The sequence below is a fragment of the Ancylobacter terrae genome, assembly GCF_045108345.1.
In the GTDB taxonomy this organism is placed as follows: Bacteria; Pseudomonadota; Alphaproteobacteria; order Rhizobiales; family Xanthobacteraceae; genus Ancylobacter.
In genome coordinates, this window is the sequence record NZ_JBJGXH010000001.1 from 548,150 (window position 1) to 570,912 (window position 22,763).

Sequence of the window (22,763 nt, forward strand, 5' to 3'; positions counted from 1 at the left end):
GCAGACAGGGTGCCACGATAGCGCGCGGGCAGGCCGGGGACAGAACGATTACGCCATCGACCCGGAATCTTTGCGACCGCGTGATCGGGGCCGGGTGAGCCCGGCCTAGCGCCGCCGCGCCAGCGCGCGCACGCCGAGCCGGAAGGCCTCTGGACCGGCCAGAAGCAGCACCAGCAGCGCCAGCGGCACGCAGAAGATGAAACCGGCATATTTGAAGCCGAGCGCGCCGGTGACGCCACCGAGGAAGAACAGCAGCAGGAACAGCGTCAGCAGCTTGAGCTTCTCGCGATCGGCCAGCACCAGCGGCGCGCCGCGGCGACGGCGCTGTCGGTTGGGGTAGACCAGCTTGCCCAGCTCGATGCCGATGTCGGTCACCACGCCGGTCATGTGCGTCGTGCGGATGCGCGCGCCGGACATCTTGGTCACCGTGGCGTTCTGCAGCCCCATGATGAAGCACAGCACGGCGATGGCCGCCAGCAGCGCCGGCTGGGAATGCTGCGCGTAGCCGCCCAGCGTGCCGAAGGCGAGAAGCAGCAGCGCTTCAAGGGTCAGCGGCAGCGCATACTGGCTTTCGACGTGATGCAGGCGGGCCCAGTTGACCAGCAGGGCCGACGTCGCCGCCCCGGCGACGAACGGCAGGAAGGCGACGAGCCCGGCCGCGACCAGGCCGCCGGCGCCGAGCACGAGGTTGTCGGCCATCGCCGAGACGATGCCCGACATGTGCGAGGTGTACTGGCCGACCGCGAGCAGCCCGCCGGCATTGGTGGCGCCGGCGACGAAGGTCATCGGCAGGCCGAGACGGGCGTCGGCGATCGGCGTCCGCTCCGCCGCGAGCATGTCGGCGGTGAAATCGGTGTAGCGGGCGGCGAGATCCTTGCGGCGCGCCGGTTGATGGGGAGCATCCATCGGTTCATCAGCGCGGCCTGCGGCCACGTCCATGGCAAGTGGCGGGACAGACGAACACCGCCGATCCCTCGCGCTTACGCCTTTCGGGGGCGGTGCACCAGAGGCAATGTCGCGGCGCGGCCGCCCGGTGCCGCTCCCCCGCGCGGGGTTTCGTCGGGCGGACGCGACCGCGCCGGCCCGTTGTCCGGCGAGGCCGCAGCCCTCGCGCAGCACGGCTGCCGGACGGGGTGTGACCAGCTCGGCGACGCGGCGCGTGGGCGGGGGACGCAGCGGCGGGAAGGGCCATTTTCATAGACAGTACAAATCGTACGAGAGCCATTCGATCATCAAATCTGCGCGCCTCGCCGCCGCGTCACAAGAGCGGATTTCTGCGGAGGGGTGTCAGGCAGTGGCAGGCAAAGGCGCGAGCGAGCGACGCTGCCGATTACCCCGGCCGCAGGCGCAGCCGAAGAGCCCGGATCGGCCGGGGTGTGCACCTCGCCGCGCGCCGTCTCCGGATCGGCGCGCCCCGCCGTCCGGGATGACGGGGCCGGCCGGGTGGCGGCGGGAGACGCCCGGCGCGGGGTCAGCCGCCCCGGCGCTCCTCGCTCGGGGTGCGGCCGAAGCGGCGGCCATAGGCGGTGGCGAAATGGGCGGCGGACTGGAAGCCGCAGGCGATGCCGACATCGGTGATCGGCAGCGGCGAGAGCCGCAGCAATTCGCGCGCCCGCTCCAGCCGCAGGCCGAGCTGGTAGGCGGCGGGGGCGACGCCGAGATGGCGGGCGAACAGCCGCTCCAGCTGCCGGGGCGAGATGTCGAGCCGGGTCGCGATTTCGGCGATGCGGCGGGGCTGCTCGATGCCGCGCTCCATCAGCCGCACCGCGCGGGCGAGGGTAGGATCGGCCAGCGCGGGACGGGGGCGCGCGGCGGCGGGGCGCTCGCCCGCTCCCGGCGCACCGGGCCGGCCTTCGCCAGAACGGCCCTCGCCGGGCCGGCGGCGGCGCTCGACGATGAACTGTTCGGAGACGCGGTCGGCGACGGCGCGGCCCTCGCCCGCCTCGACCAGGTCCAGCATCATCTCCAGCGGGGCGACGCCGCCGGTGCAGGTGAGGCGGTCGCGGTCGATCACGAAGGCGTCCTCGACAAAGCCGATCTGCGGGAATTCCTCGCGGATGGCGGAGAGGTTCTCCCAATGGATGGCGCAGCGGTAGAAATCGAGCAGCCCCGCCTCCGCCAGCACGAAGGTGCCGGTGCACAGCGCGCCGAGCGCGACGCCGCGCCGGCTGAGGCGGCGCAGCGCGTCCTCGACGCCGCGCCCGGCGGCGTGGCGCACGTCGATGCCGCCGCACACCAGCAGCAGGTCGAGCGGGCCGGCCTCGGCGAGCGGCACGGTGGGGCTGAGCGAGAGGCCGTTGCTGGCCATCGCCGGGGTGCCGTCGAGGGTGACGACGCGCCAGTGATAGGCCTCGCGCTCGCTGACGTAATTGGCCATGCGCAACGCTTCGAGCGCGTTGGCGCTCGCCACCATCGAGTGGTTCGGCAGGGTGAGGAAGCCGATGCGGCGCAGCTGCGCGAGGTCGGGCGTGGCCGGCATTATGGGGTCCCGTGGAGGCGGCGACGCTCATGTGGGGGCGCGCTGCCGCACATAAAATAGCGCGAACTCGTCACCGCGGCGTACCAGCTCCGCCGCAAAATCGCCCGGCCGCCTGCGCCAAATCCATACCGTCGCAACGGGGGAGAACGACATGCGCATGCTGATTCCGGCGCGGCCGGATTTCCGCTCGGTTCCGGTTCGCAAGGCCGGCCTCGCGCTCGCGGTCGCCGGCCTGCTGGCGGGTGGCGGTTATGTGGCCGGGCAGGGCAGCATGGCTCCGCCCGCCGCCAAGCCGGCCGAGCGGGTGGCGATGGAGCCGGCGGTGCCGGTCGTGGTGCTGGCCAAGGGCGATCGCACCTTCACGGTCGCCGAGCCGAGCCTGCACGACCTGCTCAATCCGCCCGCCGAGGCGCCGGCCCGCGCCGCGCCGCCCTTCGTGCGGGCCGCGACGCAGGCGACGGTGGCGCCGGCGCCGAAGCCCGCGCCCGGCCGGGTGGCGGGCGAGCGCAAGGTGGCGATGCCGGTGGGCGTGGAGCGCTTCGACAATTGCGGCAGCACCTGCGAATCGCGCGACCCGAAGCGGCTCGGCGCCGCGCCGGTCGCGGCGGCGCCGGCACCTGTCGCCGTCCCGCCCCCGGCTGTGGCCCAGGCATCGGCCGGCGAGGCCGAGAGCGGCTATGGCCTGCCGGACATCGTCGGTGCGAGTAAGAACCTGTACGAGCGCACCGCGGCCGCGACCAGCGCGACGGTCGATACGGTCAAGCAGGGCATGCAGAGCGTCATCGACGTCGTGTGGTGACGCGGCGCGTGACGCGCGCCCGATGAAAGGCCGCCGCCGGGCGGCCTTTTTCGCTCAGCGGTCGACCACGAGGTCGGCGGTCGGCTTCGAGCAGCACAGCAGCACCATGCCGGCGTCGATCTCGCGCTGGCGGATGCCGCCCTGGTGGGTCATCTCGACCGTGCCCGAGACCAGCTTCGACTTGCAGGTGCCGCACAGGCCCTTGGCGCAGGAGGACGGGAGGCGCACGCCGGCCCGGCGCGCGGCGTCCAGCACGAACATGTCGGAGGCGCACTCGATGGTGCGCTTCGACTTCGCGAACTCGACCTTGTAGACGGTGGCCGCGGGGGCCGGCTCGGCGGCGAGCTCCGCCTCGGCCGCGGCCACCTGCGCGGCGACCTCCGGCTCGGCCCCCGCCAGCTCCTCGAAATTGAAGCTCTCCTCATGGTGCCGGGCCATGTCGAAGCCGGCGTCCTTCAGCAGCGTGCGCACCGCCGCCATGAAGGGCGAGGGGCCGCAGACGAACACCTCGCGCTCGCGGAAATCCGGCGCGATCAGCTCCAGCAGCGCCCGCGAGATGCGCCCGCGATAGCCGGCCCACGGCTCGCCGGCGCCATCGGCCTCGCAGACGGGTGCGAAGCGGAAGCTGCCGGGCTGGTTCCGCGCCATCAGTTCCAGCTCGGCGCGGAAGATGATGTCGGCGGGGGATCGCGCGGCGTGGACGAAGACGAGGTCGCGCGCGGTGCCGAGGTCGTGGAAGGTGCGGGCCATCGACATCAGCGGGGTGATGCCCGAGCCGCCGGACAGGAACAGGTATTTCGGCGCCGCATGGCGGAAGCAGGTGAAGTCGCCCATCGGGCCGACCGCGCGGATGTGCGAGCCGGGCCTGAGGTTGTCGTGCAGCCAGTTCGAGACCGGCCCGCCGGGCACCCGCTTTACCGTGATCGCCAGCGTGTGCGGGCGGGTGGGGGCCGCCGCGATGGTGTAGCAGCGGTTGATGGTCTCGCCGCCGATCTCGAGATCGAGGGTGAGGAACTGGCCGGGCTCCCAATGGAAGCGGGCGGGCGTGCGCGGCGCCAGCACGAAGGTCTTGACGTCATGCGTCTCCGCCCGCACGGCGCGGACCTCGAGCACGTCGTCGACGTCCGGGTTCCACAGCGGCAGGCTGTCGGCGATGAGCGCGGCGGCGGGCTCGGTCGGGGTCGGCGTGGTCATGGGCAGTGTCCAATCGTTCCGTGGCGGCGAAACGTTCAATTCCCTCGTCCCGGCGGGGCGAGGGAGGGCGGGGTTGCGTACCCCTCTCCCCGAGGGGAGAGCGAAGGTTCAGACGTCATGGCCAGGCTTGTCCCGGCCATCCACACCTGATGCGGCGCCACGGGGCAGACGTGGATCCCCGGGTCGAGCCCGGGGATGACGACCGGCGGGCGGTGCCGTTTTGTCATCCCGGACGGCCCGCAGGGCCGAGCCGGGATCGTAGGGACATCATCCGGCCGGCGATCCCGGCTCTTCGCTTTGCTCCGCCCGTGAAGACGACATGACGGATAAAAACGGGATCGATCTACCCCCGCCTCAGCACCCGAGCGCGTCGCTCATGCGGCCGACATACCAGTTGCAGAACTTCTCCACGAGCATCTCGGTGTGCGGCGAGTAGGGGCCGGGCTCGTAGGCGGGGCTCTGCGCGCCGGTCTGGCAATAGCCGACCAGCTCGGAATCCTGGTCGTTGGTGGCGTCCCAGACGGCGGTCAGGTTCTCGACGTCGTAGTCGACGCCTTCCACCGCGTCCTTGTGCACCAGCCACTTGGTGCGCAGCAGCGAGCGCTCGGCGTCGAGCGGCAGCACCGAGAACACCACCGCATGGTCCGACATGAAATGGTGCCACGAGTTCGGCTGGGTCCAGAAATGCAGCGCGCCGTGGCGGGGATCGTTGATCTTGCCGAGCAGCTTCCTGCACGCCGCCCGGGTGTCGTTGGTGTGGCTCTCGCCGTCGCCGGCGAGCGGCAGGCGCTCGGTACGGTAGCCGGTGATCATGTCGTCGAGATGCTCGATGCACTCGGAGGGGAAGCCGCAGCTCTCCCACTCGCGGTGGCTGGAGGTGACCAGCTTCGCGTATTCCTCGGCCTCCTTGCGGCCGTGCTCGTCGAGTTCCTCGGGCGCGAAGCCGAAGCCATAGGCGAAGAGCGGCACGGTGAGCTCGGGATGGTTGCCCGCGCAGTGATAGCACTCGCGGTTGTTCTCCATGGTGAGCTTCCAGTTGCCCGGCTCGATGATGTCCTTCTCGAAGGCGACCTTGGCGTTCTTCAGGTCGTGCGGGGCGAGATAGGGCGCCATCTTCGCCGCCATCACGTCGAAATCGGCCGGCGGCTCGTCGGCGAGGCAGACGAAGATCAGCCCTTCCAGCGAGCGCACATGCACCGGCTTGAGACCATGGCAGGACGGATCGAAATCCGCGCCCATATGCTCGGCGAAGAGCAGCTTGCCGTCGAGGCCGTAGGTCCAGGAATGGTAGCGGCAGACGAGGTTGCCGACGGTGGTCTTGTAGTCGTGCACGATCGGCGCGCCGCGATGGCGGCAGACATTGTGGAAGGCGCGCACCTCGCCGTCGTCGTCGCGCACGACGAAGATCGAATACTTGCCGACGTTGAAGGTCATGGCGTCGCCGGGTTCCGGCACGTCCGGGTCGACGCCGACGAAGATCCAGTGCCGGCCGAAGATGATCTCCATGTCGGCGTCGTAGATCTCGGGGCTGGTGTAGAACGGGGCCTCGAGGCTGTAGCCGGGCTTGCGGCGGCGCAGCAGCGCGCGGAGCGCGGTATCGGTCTGGTCGAGCATGGCGGGATCTCCCGCGCGCCGTGTTCCCGTTGCCGGCGCGCCTCGTCTGGAATTGTTCGACGGAACCACCGGACAGACTTTCATGCAGGCGACAGATAGTTTCCCTCATGCGACATTCGGCGCTGCGGGGCCGCGCGCGGCGGCCCCTTCGGCTGCGGTGACGATCTACGGCGCCGGCAGGATGGCAATGTCGTGCACCATGCCGGAAATGCCGCCGATCTTGCCTGCCGCGGTCGCCTTGCCGCTGGCGAGATCGACCCGGTAGAGCGTGCCGTCGGCCATCAGCCAGCCCTCGTTCGCGCCGCCGGCCGGGATGTCGAAGGCGTAGCTGGCGGCGCTGACGCCGAGGCTGCCGACGGCGTTCAGCACGCCGTCATTGGGCGGGGCCTGCTTCACCAGCGTGCCGGTGGCGGCGTCGATGTCGTACAGCGCGGTTTCCTTGGCACCCTTCACGGAATTGGTGTAGGCGCCCGCGACGATCCGGGGTGTCACCGCCTTATTGGCGTCGCCCTCGGCAAATCGGAGCGCGCCGTCCTTGGTCACCTTCCCGTCGTCGACATTGGCCCGCAGATTGGTGCCGTCGCTGCCGATGACCCGCAGGCGATCGGCGACCGGGTTGAAATCGACGGTTGCCGTGGTGCCGGAGGGCAGCATGACCTCCAGCTTCGACTTGGCGGCGGTGGCGCCGGTCTTGGGGTCGATGGTCACGAGCGTGCCGTCATCGAACAGGCCGTAGAGCAGGCCGTCGGCCGGGCGCACATCGATGCCGACGAGCTTGCCCGCGCCGGCGACCTTTACGGGTGTGCCCGCTTTGGCGGCCTTGACGTCGACGATGGCGATGCTGTTGCCCTCGATGAGGGCCGCGACGGACTGGGCGCCGGCACCGGTGGCCGTCATCGCCAGTCCGGCGACGGCGAGAGAGATCATCGTGCGGTTCATGTGGCGTACTCCGTTGGGGCCGAGCGTGCCTCGGCCGACGGAGCGGCTACACGCGGCCCGCGGCGATGGACGCAGGCGACACGAAAAAAATCGTCCCGGCTGCATCCACGGACCCTGCCGCTGCGTAAACGTTAAAGACCCACTCTGCGGAAACGACCGGTGACGAGCCTTACCCTGAGCGCCCATGACGGCATCGAAGCCGAACTTGCCGAGGCGCTGCGCGGATGCGCGCGGGGAGAGCGCGCGAGCCTGCATCGGCTCTACGAGCATTTGGCGCCGAAGATGACGGGCGTCGCGCTGCGTATGCTGCGCCGGCGCGATCTCGCCGACGAGGTGGTGCACGACACCTTCCTGCGCATCTGGGAGAAGGCCGCCAGCTTCGACCCAGCGCGCGGCAAGGCCTCGACGTGGATCTTCACCGTGCTGCGCCACACGGCGCTCAACGTGCTGAGGGGCGAGCGGCGCATCGACTTGGTGGCCGACTACGACGCGATCGAGCCGGCCTCGGAAGCGGCGGACGCCGAGAGCCTGCTGGTGGCGCTGTCGGAGACGAGCGCGCTGAAGCGCTGCCTCGACCGTCTCGAGCCGCTTCGGCGGCGGGCCATCCTTCTCGCCTATCTGCGGGGGCTCACCCATGGCGAGCTGGCCGGCCGGCTCGGCGTGCCGCTGGGCACCGCCAAGGCGTGGATCCGGCGCAGCCTGCGTGCGCTGAAGGAGTGCCTGGCATGAGCCCGCAGGAGCGCGAGTGCCTCGCCAGCGAATATGTCCTCGGGCTGCTGGACGCCGAGGAGACGCGGCGCTGCGAGGCGCAACTGGCCGTCGACGCCGGCCTCGCCGCGCTGGTGGAGGAGTGGCGCGAGCGGGTGGCCGAGCTCGACGCGACCGCGCCCTCCGTCGTCCCTGATCCGGCGCTGTGGCCGCGCATCGGCGCCTCGCTTGCGGGCAGGCTCGAGACCGGCCCGGAGCCCGCAGGCGTCGCGACGACCCGCGCCCGCGCGCCGGGCGGCGAACCGGCCGCGCGCTGGTGGGAGAGCCTCGCCTTCTGGCGCGGTGTCGGCCTCGCCGCCTGCGCGGCAAGCCTGCTGATGGCGGTCGGCCTCGCCCAGCTCGCCCGGAAGGCGGCGCAGACGCCGGTGCTGGTCGCGGTGCTGCTGTCCGACCAGAACCAGCCGGCGGCGGTGGTCAACGCCTTCCGGGACGGGCGTACCGAACTGCTGGCGCTGAGGGAGCTGACAGCGCCCGAGGGCAAGTCGCTCCAGGTCTGGACGCTCTGGGATCGCGCCCGCGGGCCGGTCTCGGTCGGGCTTCTGGAGAACCTGCGGACCATCCCGCTCAATGTCGACGGCCTGCCGCTGCCCGCAGCCGAGCAACTCTATGAAGTGACGCTAGAGCCGGCAGGCGGCTCACCGACCGGCCGGCCGACCGGGCCGATCCTCATGAAGGGCAATGCCAGCCCCACCGGCGCCGGCATCTGAGCCCGCTCACTCGAACAGGCGCTGGGCGGCCTGGGTGCGCTGGGCGGCGGGATTGGGGCCGCTGGCGCGGGCGTCGGACGGGGTGAAGCCGTGCATCGCCTTGAACTGGCGCGAGAAGTGGGCGCAGTCCGAGAACCCCGATTCGAGCGCGATATCGGTCACCGACCGCCCGGTGGTGTCGAGCAGGAAGCGCGCGTAGCGCAGGCGCAGCCGGCGGTAGAACTCGCCCGGCTTCTGGCCCATCACGGTCTGGAACAGCCGCTCGATCTGCCGCGTCGACAGCTGCAGCCGGCGGGCGACATCGGCGATCGGCAGCGGATCGGCCATGTGCTGCTCCATCAGCAGCAGGGCGCGGCGCACGCGGTCGTCGGCGACGAGATTGGCGATCGGGGGATGGGGCTGCGCCTCGGCGCCGGAATGGGCGCGGTCCAGCAGCAGCACGTGGCGGCTCTTCTGCGCCACCGAGCGGCCGATGTGCTTTTCCACCAGCGCGGCGGCGAGATCGGCGGCGCCGCCGCCGCCGGCGCAGGTGATGCGGTCGCCGTCGATCACATAGAGCCGGTCGGCGACCGGGGTGTGGTGGGGAAACTCGTCGAGGAAGTCCTGGTAGTGGTACCAGCTTACGCAGCAGCGCCGGCCGACCATCAGCCCGGCGCGGGCGAGCACGAAGGAGCCGGTGCAGACGCCGACCAGCGGCGTGCCGGCGCGCGCGGCGCGCTTCAGCCAGGCGATGGTCTCGTCATCCACCTGCGGGCCGGTGTGCAGCAGGCCGCCGACGATGACGATGTAGTCGAACTGGGCGGGGTCGCCGAGCGGATCGGTGCGCGAGACGGCGACGCCGCAGCTCGCCCGGATCGGGTCCGCCCGGCTCGCCATGATCTGCCAGCGGGCCAGGATGGGGCGGGAGCGGTCGCCCTCGTCGGCGGCGAGGCGCAGATGATCGACGAAGAGCGAGAAGGCCGACAGGGTGAAGTTGTCGGCGAGGATGAAGCCGATGTTCAGCGCCGGGGCACCGGACGGGGCGGCGTGATATCCCATGTGGCGAGGCTCGTTGGTGCGTGGCTCCATTCTGGAACCATAGCAAATTCGCGCGGCGCTTGCCCAATGACAAGCGGGGCCCGGCCGGACGTTCCGGCGCGGGCCCCGAAGGTGTGGCCGAAGGCTCAGTGGGCGGGCTGGGAAACGCCGATCGGCTGGGTCTCGGTCGCCTCGCCGGCGACGTTGGAGCGGGCGATGAAGCGCGCGCGCACCGGCCGCAGGACGAACATGGCGAGCAGCGCGGCGCAGGCGTTCAGGCCGACCGCGATGGCGAACACCGCGTACCAGCCATAGGTCGCCGCGACGACGCTGGCGAGCGGCACGAGCAGCGCCGCGGTGCCCTTGGCGGTGTAGAGCATGCCGGCATTGGTGGCGGCGAACTTCGAGCCGAACGTATCGCCGCAGGTCGCCGGGAACAGCGAGTAGATCTCGCCGAACACGCCGAAGAAGGCGGCGGTGGCCAGCACGAAGACCAGCGGGTTGCTGCCGTGGAACACCAGCACCAGCAGCGCCGCGGCGGCGGTGCCGAAGGCGATGAACATGGTGTTCTCGCGGCCGATGCGGTCGGAGATGTAGCCGAACAGCGGGCGGCCGAAGCCGTCGAAGATGCGGTCGAGCGAGATGGCCAGCGTCAGCGCTGCCGCCTGCAGGCCGAACACGTTCACCGGGATGTCGGCGACGCCGAGGTCATGGGCGATCGGGCCGATCTGGGCCGCCGCCATCAGGCCGCCCGAGGCGACCATGACGAACATGGCGTAGAGCAGCCAGAACACCGGCTTCGAGACGGTCTGGGCCGGCTTGTAGTCGACCTTGCTCTGGGGAAGCGAGGAGACCTTCTTCGGCGGCGCGATCTTGTGCTTGGGCATGTAGAGGAACTGGGCGATGACCAGCACCACGATGCCCTGGCCGATGCCGAACCACAGGAAGGCCTGCTCGTAGCCGGAGGTCGCGATCATCGCGGCGATCGGCACCACGGTCAGCGCCGCGCCGGCACCGAAGCCGGCGGCGGTGGCGCCGGCGGCGAGGCCGCGGCGGTAGGGGAACCATTTCAGCGCGTTGCCGACGCAGGTGCCGTAGACCGAGCCCGCGCCGATGCCGCCGAGGATGGCGCCGGCATAGAGCATGGTGAGCGAGCTCGCCTGCGAATTCACGATCCAGGACAGGGCGATCATCACGCCGCCGAAGGTGATGACGACGCGCGGGCCGTAGCGGTCGACGAACCACGCCTCGACCGGCACCAGCCAGGTCTCGGTCAGCACGAACAGGGTGAAGGCGAGCTGGATGGCGGCGCGGCCCCAGTGATGCTTGGCATCGATGGGATCGACGAACAGGGTCCAGCCGTACTGGAGATTGGCGATCATCGCCATGCAGACGATGCCGCAGCCGAGCTGGAACCAGGGTTCCCAGGCGCGCACGGAAGGCTGAGTGGTTTGCATTGTGTCCTCGAACGTTTCCGTCCGTGCGGCTCTTGTGGAGAGGCGGCCGCTTCGGATGTGGTCGATCAGCGTGATGCGGTCACAAGATCTGCCGGAACGTCAGACATACGAGGCCCGTTGCTTGTATAGTTCAAGCATTGGTTCGATGACGTAGCGTTATGACCGTACGTCAACGAGTCTTTGTCTGCCGGAATTCTCTGGCATATCTTATTTAGTCGACCATTAGCATGAATCCTCCGGGGAGCAAGAGTAAATTATACGTAGGTGTTATTCCCCAACGTCAGGTATGGGTGACGCTGCGTTACTGTCGGTGTTGTGAAGGCGCGCCGCGGCCCGCCCGCGTCGACCGGGGACGTGCGTTCGCACCGGCTGCGCGACCGGTGGCAGGGCAGGGCAGGAATGGGCAGGAATGGGCAGGGCTGGGGGAGATCATCCGCCGCGGCGGGGGGCGCCTTCCGGCAACCTGCCGGACGGCGTGCGGCAGGAGAAGGGGCGCCCGGTCGGGGCGCCCGTCGCTCAGCACTCCGGCAGGTTGACCGCGAGGCCGCCGAGCGAGGTTTCCTTGTACTTCGAGGCCATGTCGCGGCCGGTCTCGCGCATGGTGACGATCACCTTGTCGAGCGGCACCACATGGGTGCCGTCGCCGTGCAAAGCGAGCGAGGCGGCGTTCACCGCGCTGATGGCCCCAAAAGCGTTGCGCTCGATGCAGGGCACCTGCACCAGCCCGCCGATGGGGTCGCAGGTCATGCCGAGGTGATGCTCCATGCCGATCTCGGCGGCGTTCTCGATCTGCGCGTTGCTGGCGCCGAGGGCGGCCGCAAGCCCCGCGGCGGCCATGGAGCAGGCGACGCCGACCTCGCCCTGGCAGCCGACCTCGGCGCCGGAGATCGAGGCGTTCATCTTGAACAGCGCGCCGATGGCGGTGGCGGTGAGCAGGAAGGTGTGGATGCCTTCGCGTCCCGCGCCGGGGCAATGGTCGCGGAAATAGCGCAGCGTCGCCGGCACCACGCCGGCCGCGCCGTTGGTGGGGGCGGTGACGACGCGCCCGCCCGCCGCGTTCTCCTCGTTCACGGCGATGGCGTAGAGGCTCACCCAGTCCATGATCTCGTGCGGGGTGGGCTCGTTGCGGGCGTAGAGCCGGTCGCGGATCGAGCGGGCGCGGCGCTTCACGCTGAGGCCGCCGGGCAGGATGCCGTCGGTGGAGATGCCGCGGTCGACGCAGGTCATCATCACCTCGTCGATGCGGTCGAGATGCGCTTCGATGGCGGCGCGCGGGCGCAGCGCCTCCTCGTTCGCCATCACCAGCGCGGCGATGGTGAGACCGGCTCGCTCGGCCAGCGCCAGCAGCTCGCGGGCGTTGCGGAACGGGTAGGGCACAGCCGTGGCGGCCGGCGGGGCGGGGCGCCCGACCTCCTCCTCCGGCACCACGAAGCCGCCGCCGATCGAGCACCAGCGCTCCTCGTAGAGCAGGGCACCGTCGGCCGCGAGCGCGCGGAAGGCGATGGTGTTGGGATGCTTGGGCGTGTCGGCAATGGTGTCGAAGACGATGTCGCGCGCGGGTTCGAAGGGGATGCGGGCGGCGCCGACCTCCAGCGCCAGCGTGCCGGCCTGCGCCGCCGCGATCACCGCGTCCGCCTCCGCCGGCACCAGCGTGTCGGGCCGCTGGCCGGCGAGGCCGAGCATCACCGCGCGGTCGGTGGCGTGGCCCTTGCCGGTCCAGGCGAGCGAGCCGTACAGCACCGCCTCGATCCGCGCGGGGCGGGCGGGCAGCGCCATCGCGCCGAGCCGCTCGACGAAGCTCGCCGCCGCCCGCATCGGCCCCACCGTGTGCGATGAGGACGGGCCGATGCCGATCTTGAACAGCTCGAACACGCTGATCATGGGCTCACACTGCTTTCCGGGTCATCCCGGCCGCAGCCCGCAGGGCGGAGAGCCGGGATCGTCGTCCTGAGGGCGCAATTCCGGCACGCGATCCCGGCGGCCTGCGGCCGTCCGGGATGACGGGCAGGTCGTCAGCCCAGCTCGCGCCGGGCGCCGTCGAGATATTGCCAGACATAGGCGGCGAAGGAGCGCCACACGTCGATGTGGAAGCTCTCCGGGCCGTGGCGCAGCAGCACGATCTCGGCCTTGCCGAGCAAAGTGCGGGTCGCCATGCCGACCGGGAAGGCGGCAAGCGAGAGGTCGAGCGGCACGCCCTGGTTCAGCGCATAAGCCGCCTTCGCACCCTCGACGGCGATGCCGACGCTGCGCGATGAGACGTCGACAAGGGAGTGCGGCAGCGCGCCGACGGCCTGCCCGATGGCGGCGACGATCGGCGCGGGGGCCGCCCCCGGCGCGACCAGCAGCCATTCGTCCGGCCCGAGCCAGAGCGCGAGCCGCCCGTCGGCGCCGGTGGCGAAGCGGTTGGCCTCGCGCGGCAAGGCGACGCCATAGGCCTCGCCGGCCGGGCCGATCGCTGCGTCGCGGCCGCGGAAGGCGAGGCGGGCGGCGGGGCCGAGCGCGGTGAGCTGCGCGGCGGGGATGGCGCGGGCGCCGGCGGCGAGCGCATCGAGCGGATAGGCGGGGGTCAGGGCGTGTGCGAGATCAGCCATTGAGGCGTTCCCCCTTGGGATCATAGAAGACCGGCTCGACCACCTCGACCTCGATCACCCGGTGCGGCATCGGCACGGAGAGCTTCTCGCCGATCCGCCCGCGCCCGCCCTTGATCACGGCCAGCGCGATGGAGCGGCCGAGCACGGCGCTGCGATAGGACGAGGTGACGTGGCCGAGCATCGGCACCGGCACCGGCGCCTTCGGGTCGGCGACGATCTGCGCGCCTTCCTCCAGCACGATGTTCGGATCGGTGGTCAGCAGGCCGACCAGCTGCTTGCGGTTCGGGTCCGACATCGAGGCGCGGGCGAGCGAGCGCTTGCCGACGAAATCCTTCTTCGCCTTGCCGACCGCCCAGCCGAGGCCGACATCATCCGGCGTCGCGGTGCCGTCCGTCTCCTGGCCGACGATGATGTAGCCCTTCTCGGCCCGCAGCACGTGCATGGTCTCGGTGCCGTAGGGGGTGATGCCGTAGGGCTGGCCGGCGGCGACGATCGCCTCCCACACGGCGCGCCCATATTCGGCGGGCACGTTCACCTCGAAGCCGAGCTCGCCGGTGAAGGAGACCGAGAACAGGCGGGTGGGCACGCCGGCGATGTGGCCCTCCTTCACGCTCATATGCGGGAAGGCGCCCTTGGAGATGTCGATGTCGTCGAGGAGGGGCTGCAGCACGTCGCGCGCCTTCGGGCCCTGCACGGCGATCACCGCCCATTGCTCGGTGGTGGAGGTGAGCCAGACGTCGAGGTCGGGCCATTCCGTCTGGAGGTAGTCCTCCATCATGTGCAGCACGCGGGGCGCGCCGCCGGTGGTGGTGGTGACGTGGAAGCGGTCCGGCGCCATGCGGCCGACCACGCCGTCATCGGTGACGAAGCCGTCCTCGCGCAGCATGACGCCGTAGCGCAGCCGGCCCGGCTCCAGCTTCAGCCAGGCGTTGGTGTACATGCGGTTCATGAACTCGGCGGCGTCCGGGCCGACGATCTCGATCTTGCCGAGCGTCGAGGCGTCGAAGATGCCGACGCTGTCGCGCACCGCCTTGCACTCGCGCGCCACCGCCGCGTGCATGTCCTCGCCCGCCTTGGGGAAGTAATGCGCGCGCTTCCACAGCGAGACATCCTCGAAGGCGGCGCCGTGCTCGGCCGCCCAGTTGTGGATCGGCGTGGTGCGGACGGGATCGAACAGGTCGCCGCGCGCGACGCCGGCGAAGATGCCGAAGGTGGTGGGGGTGAAGGGCGGGCGGAAGGTGGTGAGGCCGATCTTGGGCACCGCATCGCCGAGCGCCTCCGACACGATGCCGAGGGCGTTCATGTTGGAGGTCTTGCCCTGGTCGGTCGCCATGCCCGTCGTGGTGTAGCGCTTGATGTGCTCGATCGACTTGAAGCCCTCGCGCGTCGCCAGCTTCAGGTCCTTCGAGGTGACGTCGTTCTGCCAGTCGACGAAGGCCTTGGTGAAGGCCGGGTTGCGGTTGTGCGGGGTGGCGCCGATGAAGCCGTCGGTGCCGACATCCAGCGCCTCGACCGCGAAGCCGCGGGCGGGCACCGGTCCGGCGCCGGCGGAATGGGCGGCGGCCTCGCCCTTGGCGTAGCCGTCCTCCAGCGCTGCCTTGAGCGCGTAGACGCCGCGGCAGGCGCCGGCCGAGCGCTCGCGCTCCACCGAGGTGCCGGGGACGTAGACTTCGAGGCCGGCGTCCCAGGCGAGCTTGCCGCGCGACTGCGAGAACAGGTGCACGCTCGGGGTGAGCCCGCCCGACATCAGCACGAGGTCGCAGGGAACCGTCTCCGCCGGGCCGACACGCCCGCCGCTCACCTTGGCGAGCTTCGCCGAGGAGACGCGCAGGCGGCCCGACGTGCCGACCACGACGGTGGCGGGGCGCACATCGATGCCGGCGGCGAGCGCCCGGGCGGCGAATTCGCCCGAGGGCGCGGCGCGCAAATCGGCGATGGCGGCGATCTCGACGCCGCCGGCGGCGAGGTCCAGCGCCGCACGGTAGCCGGTGTCGCCGGCGGTGAAGATCACCGCGCGCTTGCCGGGCTGGACGGCGTAGCGGGTGAGATAGGTGCGGGCGGAATCGGCCAGCATCACGCCGGGGCGGTCATTGTCGGGGAACACCAGCGGGCGCTCCAGCGCGCCGGTGGCGAGCACCACTTCCTTGGCACGCACCTGCCAGAGCCGCTCGCGCGGCAGGTTCGGGTCGGGCATGCCGATATGGTCGGTGACGCGCTCGGCGAGCGCGATGAAATTATGCGGGAAATAGCCGAAGGCGGTGGTGCGCGGCATCAGCGTGACGTTGCCGCTCGCCTGGAGCGCGGCAAGGCTGGCCGTCAGCCAGTCGCCGGCCGGCTGGCCCTCGATGGTCGCGCCGGTGGCGGCGAGCAGCGAGCCGCCGAGTTCGGCCTGCTCGTCGACGAGGATCACCCGGGCGCCCGACGCACTCGCGGCCAGCGCCGCGGCGATGCCGGCCGGGCCGGAGCCGACGACGAGCACGTCGCAATGGGCGTAGTGCTGGGTGTAGCGGTCGGGGTCCCATTCGGTCGGAGCGCGCCCGAGCCCGGCCATGGCGCGGATCTTCGGCTCGTAGAACTTCTTCCACGCGCCGGCCGGCCACATGAAGGTCTTGTAGTAGAAGCCGGACGGCAGGAAGGGCGCGGCGAGGTCGTTCACCGCGCCGGCATCGAAGCCGAGCGAGGGCCAGCGGTTCTGGCTTTCGGCCTTCAGCCCGTCATAGAGCTCGACCTGCGTCGCGCGCAGGTTCGGCGTGTAGTGCGCCTCGTCGCGGCCGACGCCGACCAGCGCGTTCGGCTCGTCGGAACCGGCGGAGATGATGCCGCGCGGGCGGTGATACTTGAACGAGCGGCCGACCAGATGCACGCCGTTGGCGATCAGCGCCGAGGCCAGCGTGTCGCCGGCATAGCCGCGATAGGACTTGCCGTCGAAGGTGAAGGAGGCGGGGCGCTGGCGGTCGATGCGCCCGCCGGCAGGGAGGCGATAGCTCGTGGTCATCAGCCCTGCTCCCCGTTGGCGCCCGGGCGCGGCTCGCCGGCCTTGTAGGTGGTGACGAAGAAGTCGCTCACCGTGTCGCGCACGGCGTTGAAGAAGCGCCCGCAGCCATGGATGTGGCGCCAGCGCTCGGCGTGCAGGCCCTTGGGATTGGTGCGGTTGTAGAGGAACTCCGCCCATTCCGCGTCGGAGAGGGCGGACGGGTCGGCCGGACGGGCGATATGGGCCTCGCCGCCATAGCGGAACTCGATCTCGGGGCGGTCGCCGCACCAGGGGCAGTTGATGATCAGCATGGGGGTTGCCTCAGTGCGCGACGGCGGCGGCGGCCGCCTCGTCGATCAGGAAGCCGTCGCGGAAGCGCTCCAGCGTGAAGGCGGCGTTGATCGGGTGCGGCGCGTCCTTCGCGATGGTGTGGGCGAAGACGTGGCCCGAGCCCGGCGTCGCCTTGAAGCCGCCGGTGCCCCAGCCGCAGTTCACGTAAAGGCCCGGCACCGGGGTCTTGGCGATGATCGGCGAGCGGTCCGGCGTCACGTCGACGATGCCGCCCCAGTTGCGCAGCATGCGCAGGCGGCGGAACTGGGGGACCAGCTCGCAGATGGCGTCGAGCGTGTGGGTGGTGACGTGCAGCGCGCCGCGCTGGGAATAGGAGGTGTAGGCGTCGGTGCCGGCCCCGATCACCATCTCGCCCTTGTCGGACTGCGAGATATAGGCGTGGATGGTGTTGCTCATCACCACGGTGGGGAAGGCGGGCTTCACCGGCTCCGACACCAGAGCCTGCAGCGGGAAGCTCTCCAGCGGCATGCGCAGGCCCGCCATGGCCATCACCACCGAGGTGTGGCCGGCGGCGGAGACGCCGACCTTCTTCGCCCGGATGAAGCCCTTCGAGGTCTCGACGCCCTCGACCGCGCCGGCGGCGTTGCGGCGGATGCCCTTGACCTCGCAGTTCTGGATGATGTCGACGCCGCGCGCATCCGCGGCGCGGGCGAAGCCCCAGGCGACCGCGTCATGGCGGGCGGTGCCGCCACGCCGCTGCAGCGCGCCGCCGACGATCGGGTAGCGCATCGAGGCGATGTTCAGCGGCGGGCAGAAGGCCTTCACCTCCTCGGCGCTCAGCCACTCATTGTCGACGCCGTTGAGGCGGTTGGCGTGGATGTGGCGCTTGAAGCTGATCACGTCGTGATGGTTGTGCGCCAGCATCAGCACGCCGCGCGCGGAATACATGACGTTGTAGTTGATATCCTGGGAGAGGCCCTCCCACAGCTTCACCGAATGCTCGTAGAGGCCGGCGCTCTCGTCGAAGAGATAGTTGGAGCGCACGATGGTGGTGTTGCGCCCGGTATTGCCGCCGCCCAGCCAGCCGCGCTCGATCACCGCGACATTGGTGATGCCGTGCTCCTTGGCGAGGTAATAGGCGCAAGCGAGGCCATGGCCGCCGGCGCCGACGATGACGACGTCGTATTCCGTCTTCGGCTCGGGGCTGCGCCATTGCGGCTGCCAGCTCTTGTGGCCGCCCAGCGCGCGGCGGAACAGCTCGAAGCCTGAGAATTTCTGCACGGGACCGGCCTCCGTAGCCGCCGCGACGGAGAATGCCGCGACCTTGCCGCATGCTCGCTTGGGGCCCCATCGATGGCGAGCATTGTTTCGGCGCGCGAGTTGTACGGATGCGACATCGCCGGCCGGAGCGCGGGGCCTCAAACGACAATCCCGGAGACGGCCCTGCGACCGCTCCGGGATGGAGGATGAACGAGACTGCCGCCCGCAGGCCGCGCCCGGCCGGCGGCGCCGCTCAGAACACCAGCGGCTTGGCCTGCTTCACATGCGGCAGCGCCTGCACCTTGGCGAGGAGCTCGGCCGGCACCGTGCCGTCGACCTCGACGAGGGCGATGGCGTCGCCCCCCTGCCGGTCGCGGCCCAGCGCGAAGGTGGCGATGTTGATGCCCGCATCGCCCAGCAGGCTGGCGAAGCGGCCGACGAAGCCGGGCTTGTCCTCGTTGGTGACGTAGAGCATCGAGGGGGCGAACTCGGCGTCGACCTTGATGCCCTTGATGTCGACGATGCGCGGGCGCCCGTCGGCGAAGACGGTGCCGGCGACCGAGCGCTCCATCTTCTCGGTGATCACGGTCAGCGTCACGAGACTCTCGTAGTCGCCGGCCACCTCGCGGGTGACTTCCTCGACGACGATGCCGCGCTCCTTGGCGATGGAGGGGGCGGAGACGACGTTGATGTCCTGCAGGGCCGGGCGCAGCAGGCCGGCGACCGCCGCCGAGGTCAGCGCCTTGATCTTCAGCTCCGCCACCGCGCCCTCATAGGTGATGCGCACGGTCTTGATGTCGGTGTCGGTGAGCTGGCCGGCGAAGGAGCCGAGCTTCTCGGCGAGCTCGATGAAGGGCTTCAGCTTCGGGGCTTCCTCGGCGGTGATGGAGGGGAAGTTCACCGCGTTGGAGATGGCGCCGCGCAGCAGGTAGTCGCTCATCTGCTCGGCGACCTGCAGCGCCACGTTCTCCTGCGCCTCGGAGGTCGAGGCGCCGAGGTGCGGGGTGCAGATCACGTTGGGCAGGCCGAACAGCGGGTTCTCGGTGGCCGGCTCGGTGACGAACACGTCGAAGGCGGCGCCGGCGACATGGCCGGACTTCAGCGCGGCGGCGAGGGCCGCCTCGTCGACGAGGCCGCCGCGGGCGCAGTTGACGATGCGCACGCCCTTCTTCGTCTTGGCGATGTTCTCGGCCGAGAGCACGTTCTTGGTCTTCTCGGTCAGCGGCGTGTGCAGGGTGATGACGTCGGCGCGGGCGAGCAGGTCGTCGAGCTCGACCTTCTCGACGCCGATGTCGAGCGCGCGCTCGGGGCTGAGGAAGGGATCATAGGCGACCACCTTCATCTTCAGGCCCAGCGCCCGGTCGGCGACGATCGAGCCGATATTGCCGCAGCCGATGATGCCGAGCGTCTTGGCGGTGAGCTCGACGCCCATGAAGCGGTTCTTCTCCCACTTGCCGGCTTGGGTCGAGGCGTCGGCAGCGGGAATCTCGCGGGCCAGCGCGAACATCATGGCGATGGCGTGCTCGGCGGTGGTGATGGAGTTGCCGAACGGCGTGTTCATCACGATCACGCCCTTGGCGGTCGCGGCGGGGATGTCGACATTGTCGACGCCGATGCCGGCGCGGCCGACCACCTTCAGGCGGGTGGCATTGGCGAGGATCTTCGGGGTGACCTTGCTCGCCGAGCGGATGGCGAGGCCGTCATAATCGCCGATGATCTCGGCGAGCTTGTCCTTGTCCTTGCCGAGGTTCGGCTGGAAATCGACCTCGATGCCGCGATCCCTGAAGATCTGCACGGCGGCGGGGGAAAGGGCGTCGGAGATGAGGACGCGGGGAGCCATGGCTGTGGTCCGTGTGATGAGAATCGGGGTCCCGCCGCCGGCGGGAGGGGACGACGAAGCGTTCGTGGGCATCAGCGCGCCCCCGGGAGCGGGCGCGAACGGGCTCGGGCGGTGATACGCGGCCGGGAGAGAGGCCATTCCCCGCACGAGCCGGACCTGCGTTGGGAGCAGGCTGCCCATTCGCCGTCCCCTCGCGTCGGCGGCGAGGGGAGGGAACGGGTCAGGCGGCGCGCTTGAGGCCGGCCTTGGCTTCCGCGAAGGCCCAGTCGAGCCAGTGCGTCAGGGCGGCGAGATCGGCGGCCTCGACGGTGGCGCCGGCCCAGATGCGCAGGCCCGCGGGGGCGTCGCGATAGGCGCCGATGTCATAGGCGACGCCGGCCTTCTCGACCGCCGCGGCGATCGCCTTGGCGACGCCCGCCTGCTGGTCGGCCTGCAGCGCCTTCACGTCGGCATCGGCGACCACGAGGCAGACCGAGGTGTTCGAGCGGGTTTCCGGCACGGTGGCGAGGAAATCGACCCAGGCGGTCTTCGCCACCCAGTCCGCCAGCACCTTGAAATTGGCGTCGGAGCGGGCCTGCAGCGCCTTGCCGCCGCCGAGCGCCTTCGCCCATTCCAGCGCGTCGATATAGTCCTCGACGCAGAGCATGGAGGGGGTGTTGATGGTCTCGCCCTCGAACAGGCCCTCGGTGATCTTGCCGCCCTTGGTCATGCGGAACAGCTTGGGCAGCGGCCAGGCCGGGGTGTAGCTCTCAAGCCGCTCCACCGCGCGCGGCGACAGGATCAGCATGCCGTGCGCGGCCTCGCCGCCCAGCACCTTCTGCCAGGAGAAGGTGACGACATCGAGCTTCTGCCAGTCGAGGTCCTGCGCGAAGGCGGCGGAGGTGGCGTCGCAGATGGTGAGGCCGGCGCGATCGGCCTTGATCCAGTCGGCGTTCGGCACGCGCACGCCGGAGGTGGTGCCGTTCCAGGTGAAGACCACGTCGTGGTCGAAATCTACCTGGGCGAGATCGGGCAGCTCGCCATAGGGGGCTTTCAGGACGCGGGCGTCCTTGAGCTTGAGCTGCTTGACGACGTCCGTCACCCAGCCTTCGCCGAAGCTCTCCCAGGTGAGCATGTCGACCGGGCGGCCGCCGAGCAGCGACCACAGCGCCATCTCGACCGCGCCGGTGTCGGAGGCCGGGACGATGGCGATGCGGTAGTTCGCGGGGACGTCGAGGACTTCCCGGGTGAGGTCGATGGCGTGCTTCAGCTTCGCCTTGCCGACCTTGGCGCGGTGCGAGCGGCCGAGCGGCGCGTCACGCAGACCATCCAGCGTCCAGCCGGGACGCTTGGCGCAGGGGCCCGAGGAAAAATTGGGATTCGCCGGCTTCGCCGCCGGCAGAGCGTTCGTCGTCATGATGCCATCCTCTCAGATGGAAAGCCCCTCGTTGGGGAGGGGTGTCCCGCCGCGGGATATAGCCGAAGCCGGTGTCGCCCGCAATAGTCCGGGTGAACGTCGCGCGATTGAACCAAACGGGGCCAGCCGCGTTGGACGTTTCGCCAAGGTGGGCGTGACCGCCTGCCGGGAAAGCAGGACGGAGGAAACGATGGATCGCAGATCGTTCTTGCGGGGGTTATGGGGCGCAGGGGCCGCGGCGGCCGGCGTATCGCTGCTCGGCCCGTTGGCCGGGCTGGCCGGGCCGGCGGAAGCCACGCCGCTGGACGTGCTTCGCGGCATGGCGCAGCCGGACGAATCGACCGAGACGACCTATGGCGAGGCGCCGGACGGGACGGCGGTGGAGGACGTGCAGGCCCGCCGCCGGCAGGTCCGGCGCAGCAACCGCCGCTACTACCGCCGCCGCCGCTATGTGCGCCGCGGCCGCTACTGGAACAATGGCCGCTGGTGGGGCGGACGCCGCCGCGTCTGCTGGACCTCCTGGGACCGCTGGGGCCGTCCGTTCCGCCGCTGCGGCTGGCGCTACTGGTAAGCCTCTCCGGGGCGCCGGTTAGGCGCCCCCGACGTTCCCCATGAGAAACCCCCGGAAGCGGTGCCTCCGGGGGTCGTGATGTTTTTGCCGTGAAGGGCGACGGTCTCAGTCGATCAGGTAGCGCGCGCCGATGCGGATCTCGTTGGAGGAGAGATCGCGGATGCGCAGCGAATTGCCGACGGCGTCGTTGAAGTCGGCGTCGTCGACGGCCACGTAGCGATAGCCGAGATCGATGGACCAGTTCTGGTCGAGGGCATAGCTGACGCCGGCGCCGACCGACCAGGCGAAGCCCCAACTCGCATCGAAATCCGGGAACACCAGGCCGTCGGAGGTGTTCTTCGGCCCGATACTCGCCGCGCCGATGCCGCCGCTGAGATAGGGGGTGAAGCCGCTCCAGGTGCCGAGGTCGAGATAGGCGTTGGCGAGGATGGTCCAGCTGTCGAAGCTGCCGGAGATCACGTAAGGGTACACCGTGCCGTTGAAATCGGTGTCGGCGCGGTAGTCGGCGGTGACGTCGAAGCGCAGCCATTCGGTGACATGCACGCCGAAGCCGACGCCGATCGACCAGGTGTCGTCGACCGAGGGACCCGCGACCGGCACGCCGTACCAGTATTCGTTGCCGACCTCGAGCGAGGGGCGCTGGTAGCCGACATAGCCGACATCGCCGCGCAGATACCAGTTGGAGCCGAATTCCTGCACGCCGGGCGGGGGCGCATAGCCGATGTCGTCGGGCATGTCGGCGGCGAGGGCGGTGCCGAGCCCGGCGGCGAGCGGGGCGAGGAGACCGATCAGGGCGAGCGGCAGGGAACGCAGAGGCATCATGGTGGGGTCACTCCCGATCGAATCAGTGCCGCGGGGCGGTGAAG

The 22,763-nt window shown here is 70.4% G+C and carries 19 protein-coding genes; 4 read left to right on the forward strand and 15 right to left on the reverse strand.

Features of this window, described 5'->3' with window-relative positions:
* Window positions 1-105 precede the first annotated feature (105 nt).
* Window positions 106-906 (reverse strand): YoaK family protein, encoded by an 801-nt coding sequence (locus ACEUEL_RS02560; RefSeq protein WP_405701836.1) that lies wholly within the window; start codon window positions 904-906, stop codon window positions 106-108.
* A 565-nt stretch (window positions 907-1,471) separates the two neighbouring features.
* Complete coding sequence (locus ACEUEL_RS02565; protein ID WP_405701839.1) at window positions 1,472-2,479, reverse strand: GlxA family transcriptional regulator; 1,008 nt, start codon at window positions 2,477-2,479, stop codon at window positions 1,472-1,474.
* Window positions 2,480-2,630: 151 nt separating this feature from the next.
* Here ACEUEL_RS02565 and ACEUEL_RS02570 point away from each other — a divergent pair, with 151 nt between their 5' ends.
* The gene (locus tag ACEUEL_RS02570; RefSeq protein WP_405701841.1) at window positions 2,631-3,278 is read left to right on the forward strand and encodes a hypothetical protein; all 648 of its coding nucleotides are present in this window, start codon (window positions 2,631-2,633) and stop codon (window positions 3,276-3,278) included.
* A 54-nt stretch (window positions 3,279-3,332) separates the two neighbouring features.
* Here the strand turns inward: ACEUEL_RS02570 and ACEUEL_RS02575 are convergent, their stop codons facing one another.
* The 3 genes from ACEUEL_RS02575 to ACEUEL_RS02585 form a co-directional block, all read right to left on the reverse strand.
* Complete coding sequence (locus tag ACEUEL_RS02575; protein WP_405701843.1) at window positions 3,333-4,472, reverse strand: 2Fe-2S iron-sulfur cluster-binding protein; 1,140 nt, start codon at window positions 4,470-4,472, stop codon at window positions 3,333-3,335.
* A gap of 354 nt (window positions 4,473-4,826) precedes the next feature.
* Entirely contained in the window at window positions 4,827-6,086 is a 1,260-nt protein-coding gene (locus ACEUEL_RS02580) for an aromatic ring-hydroxylating oxygenase subunit alpha (protein WP_405701845.1), read from the reverse strand.
* 165 nt (window positions 6,087-6,251) lie between these two features.
* Window positions 6,252-7,025 carry a DUF4394 domain-containing protein gene (locus ACEUEL_RS02585; RefSeq protein WP_405701847.1) on the reverse strand — a complete coding sequence of 258 codons (774 nt, stop codon included), beginning with the start codon at window positions 7,023-7,025 and terminating at the stop codon, window positions 6,252-6,254.
* Between the two features lie 159 nt (window positions 7,026-7,184).
* On the opposite strand from ACEUEL_RS02585, the gene ACEUEL_RS02590 reads away from it, so the two are divergent.
* Together ACEUEL_RS02590 and ACEUEL_RS02595 are read left to right on the forward strand one after the other, a co-directional pair.
* Complete coding sequence (locus tag ACEUEL_RS02590) at window positions 7,185-7,754, forward strand: sigma-70 family RNA polymerase sigma factor (protein WP_405701849.1); 570 nt, start codon at window positions 7,185-7,187, stop codon at window positions 7,752-7,754.
* Window positions 7,751-8,500, forward strand: a complete 750-nt coding sequence (locus ACEUEL_RS02595; RefSeq protein ID WP_405701851.1) for an anti-sigma factor — start codon at window positions 7,751-7,753, stop codon at window positions 8,498-8,500. The genes ACEUEL_RS02590 and ACEUEL_RS02595 overlap by 4 nt, the downstream gene beginning before the upstream one ends.
* 6 nt (window positions 8,501-8,506) lie before the next feature.
* Here ACEUEL_RS02595 and ACEUEL_RS02600 read toward each other — a convergent pair whose 3' ends face one another.
* The 9 genes from ACEUEL_RS02600 to ACEUEL_RS02640 form a co-directional block, all read right to left on the reverse strand.
* A complete protein-coding gene (locus ACEUEL_RS02600) occupies window positions 8,507-9,538 on the reverse strand; it encodes a GlxA family transcriptional regulator (protein ID WP_405701853.1) in 1,032 nt (343 codons plus the stop codon).
* 125 nt (window positions 9,539-9,663) lie between these two features.
* Window positions 9,664-10,974 carry an oxalate/formate MFS antiporter gene (oxlT, locus tag ACEUEL_RS02605; RefSeq protein ID WP_405701856.1) on the reverse strand — a complete coding sequence of 437 codons (1,311 nt, stop codon included), beginning with the start codon at window positions 10,972-10,974 and terminating at the stop codon, window positions 9,664-9,666.
* Window positions 10,975-11,490: 516 nt separating this feature from the next.
* Complete coding sequence (locus tag ACEUEL_RS02610; RefSeq protein WP_405701859.1) at window positions 11,491-12,855, reverse strand: L-serine ammonia-lyase; 1,365 nt, start codon at window positions 12,853-12,855, stop codon at window positions 11,491-11,493.
* 131 nt (window positions 12,856-12,986) lie between these two features.
* The gene (locus tag ACEUEL_RS02615; protein ID WP_405701860.1) at window positions 12,987-13,565 is read right to left on the reverse strand and encodes a sarcosine oxidase subunit gamma; all 579 of its coding nucleotides are present in this window, start codon (window positions 13,563-13,565) and stop codon (window positions 12,987-12,989) included.
* The gene (locus tag ACEUEL_RS02620) at window positions 13,558-16,560 is read right to left on the reverse strand and encodes a sarcosine oxidase subunit alpha (RefSeq protein ID WP_405701863.1); all 3,003 of its coding nucleotides are present in this window, start codon (window positions 16,558-16,560) and stop codon (window positions 13,558-13,560) included. Before ACEUEL_RS02620 ends, ACEUEL_RS02615 begins: the two co-directional genes overlap by 8 nt.
* The gene (locus ACEUEL_RS02625; RefSeq protein WP_405701866.1) at window positions 16,560-16,850 is read right to left on the reverse strand and encodes a sarcosine oxidase subunit delta; all 291 of its coding nucleotides are present in this window, start codon (window positions 16,848-16,850) and stop codon (window positions 16,560-16,562) included. Before ACEUEL_RS02625 ends, ACEUEL_RS02620 begins: the two co-directional genes overlap by 1 nt.
* A gap of 10 nt (window positions 16,851-16,860) precedes the next feature.
* Window positions 16,861-18,111, reverse strand: a complete 1,251-nt coding sequence (locus ACEUEL_RS02630; RefSeq protein ID WP_405701869.1) for a sarcosine oxidase subunit beta family protein — start codon at window positions 18,109-18,111, stop codon at window positions 16,861-16,863.
* Between the two features lie 232 nt (window positions 18,112-18,343).
* On the reverse strand, window positions 18,344-19,930 hold the full coding sequence (serA, locus tag ACEUEL_RS02635) for a phosphoglycerate dehydrogenase (RefSeq protein ID WP_405701871.1): 1,587 nt from the start codon (window positions 19,928-19,930) through the stop codon (window positions 18,344-18,346).
* Between the two features lie 220 nt (window positions 19,931-20,150).
* Window positions 20,151-21,326 carry a phosphoserine transaminase gene (locus ACEUEL_RS02640; protein WP_405701874.1) on the reverse strand — a complete coding sequence of 392 codons (1,176 nt, stop codon included), beginning with the start codon at window positions 21,324-21,326 and terminating at the stop codon, window positions 20,151-20,153.
* 190 nt (window positions 21,327-21,516) lie between these two features.
* Between ACEUEL_RS02640 and ACEUEL_RS02645 the strand changes: the two genes are divergently transcribed.
* Window positions 21,517-21,897, forward strand: coding sequence for a twin-arginine translocation signal domain-containing protein (locus tag ACEUEL_RS02645; RefSeq protein ID WP_405701876.1), 381 nt, complete (start codon window positions 21,517-21,519; stop codon window positions 21,895-21,897).
* 105 nt (window positions 21,898-22,002) lie between these two features.
* On the opposite strand, the gene ACEUEL_RS02650 is transcribed toward ACEUEL_RS02645, so the two are convergent.
* Window positions 22,003-22,719, reverse strand: coding sequence for an outer membrane protein (locus tag ACEUEL_RS02650; protein WP_405701878.1), 717 nt, complete (start codon window positions 22,717-22,719; stop codon window positions 22,003-22,005).
* Window positions 22,720-22,763: the final 44 nt, after the last annotated feature.

Bases quoted from the DNA above. Each gene is read 5' to 3' on its own strand.
- ACEUEL_RS02560 (WP_405701836.1), bottom strand. From the start codon at position 906: ATGGATGCTCCCCATCAACCGGCGCGCCGCAAGGATCTCGCCGCCCGC.
- ACEUEL_RS02565 (WP_405701839.1), bottom strand. From the start codon at position 2,479: ATGCCGGCCACGCCCGACCTCGCGCAGCTGCGCCGCATCGGCTTCCTC.
- ACEUEL_RS02570 (WP_405701841.1), top strand. From the start codon at position 2,631: ATGCGCATGCTGATTCCGGCGCGGCCGGATTTCCGCTCGGTTCCGGTT.
- ACEUEL_RS02575 (WP_405701843.1), bottom strand. From the start codon at position 4,472: ATGACCACGCCGACCCCGACCGAGCCCGCCGCCGCGCTCATCGCCGAC.
- ACEUEL_RS02580 (WP_405701845.1), bottom strand. From the start codon at position 6,086: ATGCTCGACCAGACCGATACCGCGCTCCGCGCGCTGCTGCGCCGCCGC.
- ACEUEL_RS02585 (WP_405701847.1), bottom strand. From the start codon at position 7,025: ATGAACCGCACGATGATCTCTCTCGCCGTCGCCGGACTGGCGATGACG.
- ACEUEL_RS02595 (WP_405701851.1), top strand. From the start codon at position 7,751: ATGAGCCCGCAGGAGCGCGAGTGCCTCGCCAGCGAATATGTCCTCGGG.
- ACEUEL_RS02600 (WP_405701853.1), bottom strand. From the start codon at position 9,538: ATGGGATATCACGCCGCCCCGTCCGGTGCCCCGGCGCTGAACATCGGC.
- oxlT (WP_405701856.1), bottom strand. From the start codon at position 10,974: ATGCAAACCACTCAGCCTTCCGTGCGCGCCTGGGAACCCTGGTTCCAG.
- ACEUEL_RS02610 (WP_405701859.1), bottom strand. From the start codon at position 12,855: ATGATCAGCGTGTTCGAGCTGTTCAAGATCGGCATCGGCCCGTCCTCA.
- ACEUEL_RS02615 (WP_405701860.1), bottom strand. From the start codon at position 13,565: ATGGCTGATCTCGCACACGCCCTGACCCCCGCCTATCCGCTCGATGCG.
- ACEUEL_RS02620 (WP_405701863.1), bottom strand. From the start codon at position 16,560: ATGACCACGAGCTATCGCCTCCCTGCCGGCGGGCGCATCGACCGCCAG.
- ACEUEL_RS02625 (WP_405701866.1), bottom strand. From the start codon at position 16,850: ATGCTGATCATCAACTGCCCCTGGTGCGGCGACCGCCCCGAGATCGAG.
- serA (WP_405701871.1), bottom strand. From the start codon at position 19,930: ATGGCTCCCCGCGTCCTCATCTCCGACGCCCTTTCCCCCGCCGCCGTG.
- ACEUEL_RS02640 (WP_405701874.1), bottom strand. From the start codon at position 21,326: ATGACGACGAACGCTCTGCCGGCGGCGAAGCCGGCGAATCCCAATTTT.
- ACEUEL_RS02645 (WP_405701876.1), top strand. From the start codon at position 21,517: ATGGATCGCAGATCGTTCTTGCGGGGGTTATGGGGCGCAGGGGCCGCG.
- ACEUEL_RS02650 (WP_405701878.1), bottom strand. From the start codon at position 22,719: ATGATGCCTCTGCGTTCCCTGCCGCTCGCCCTGATCGGTCTCCTCGCC.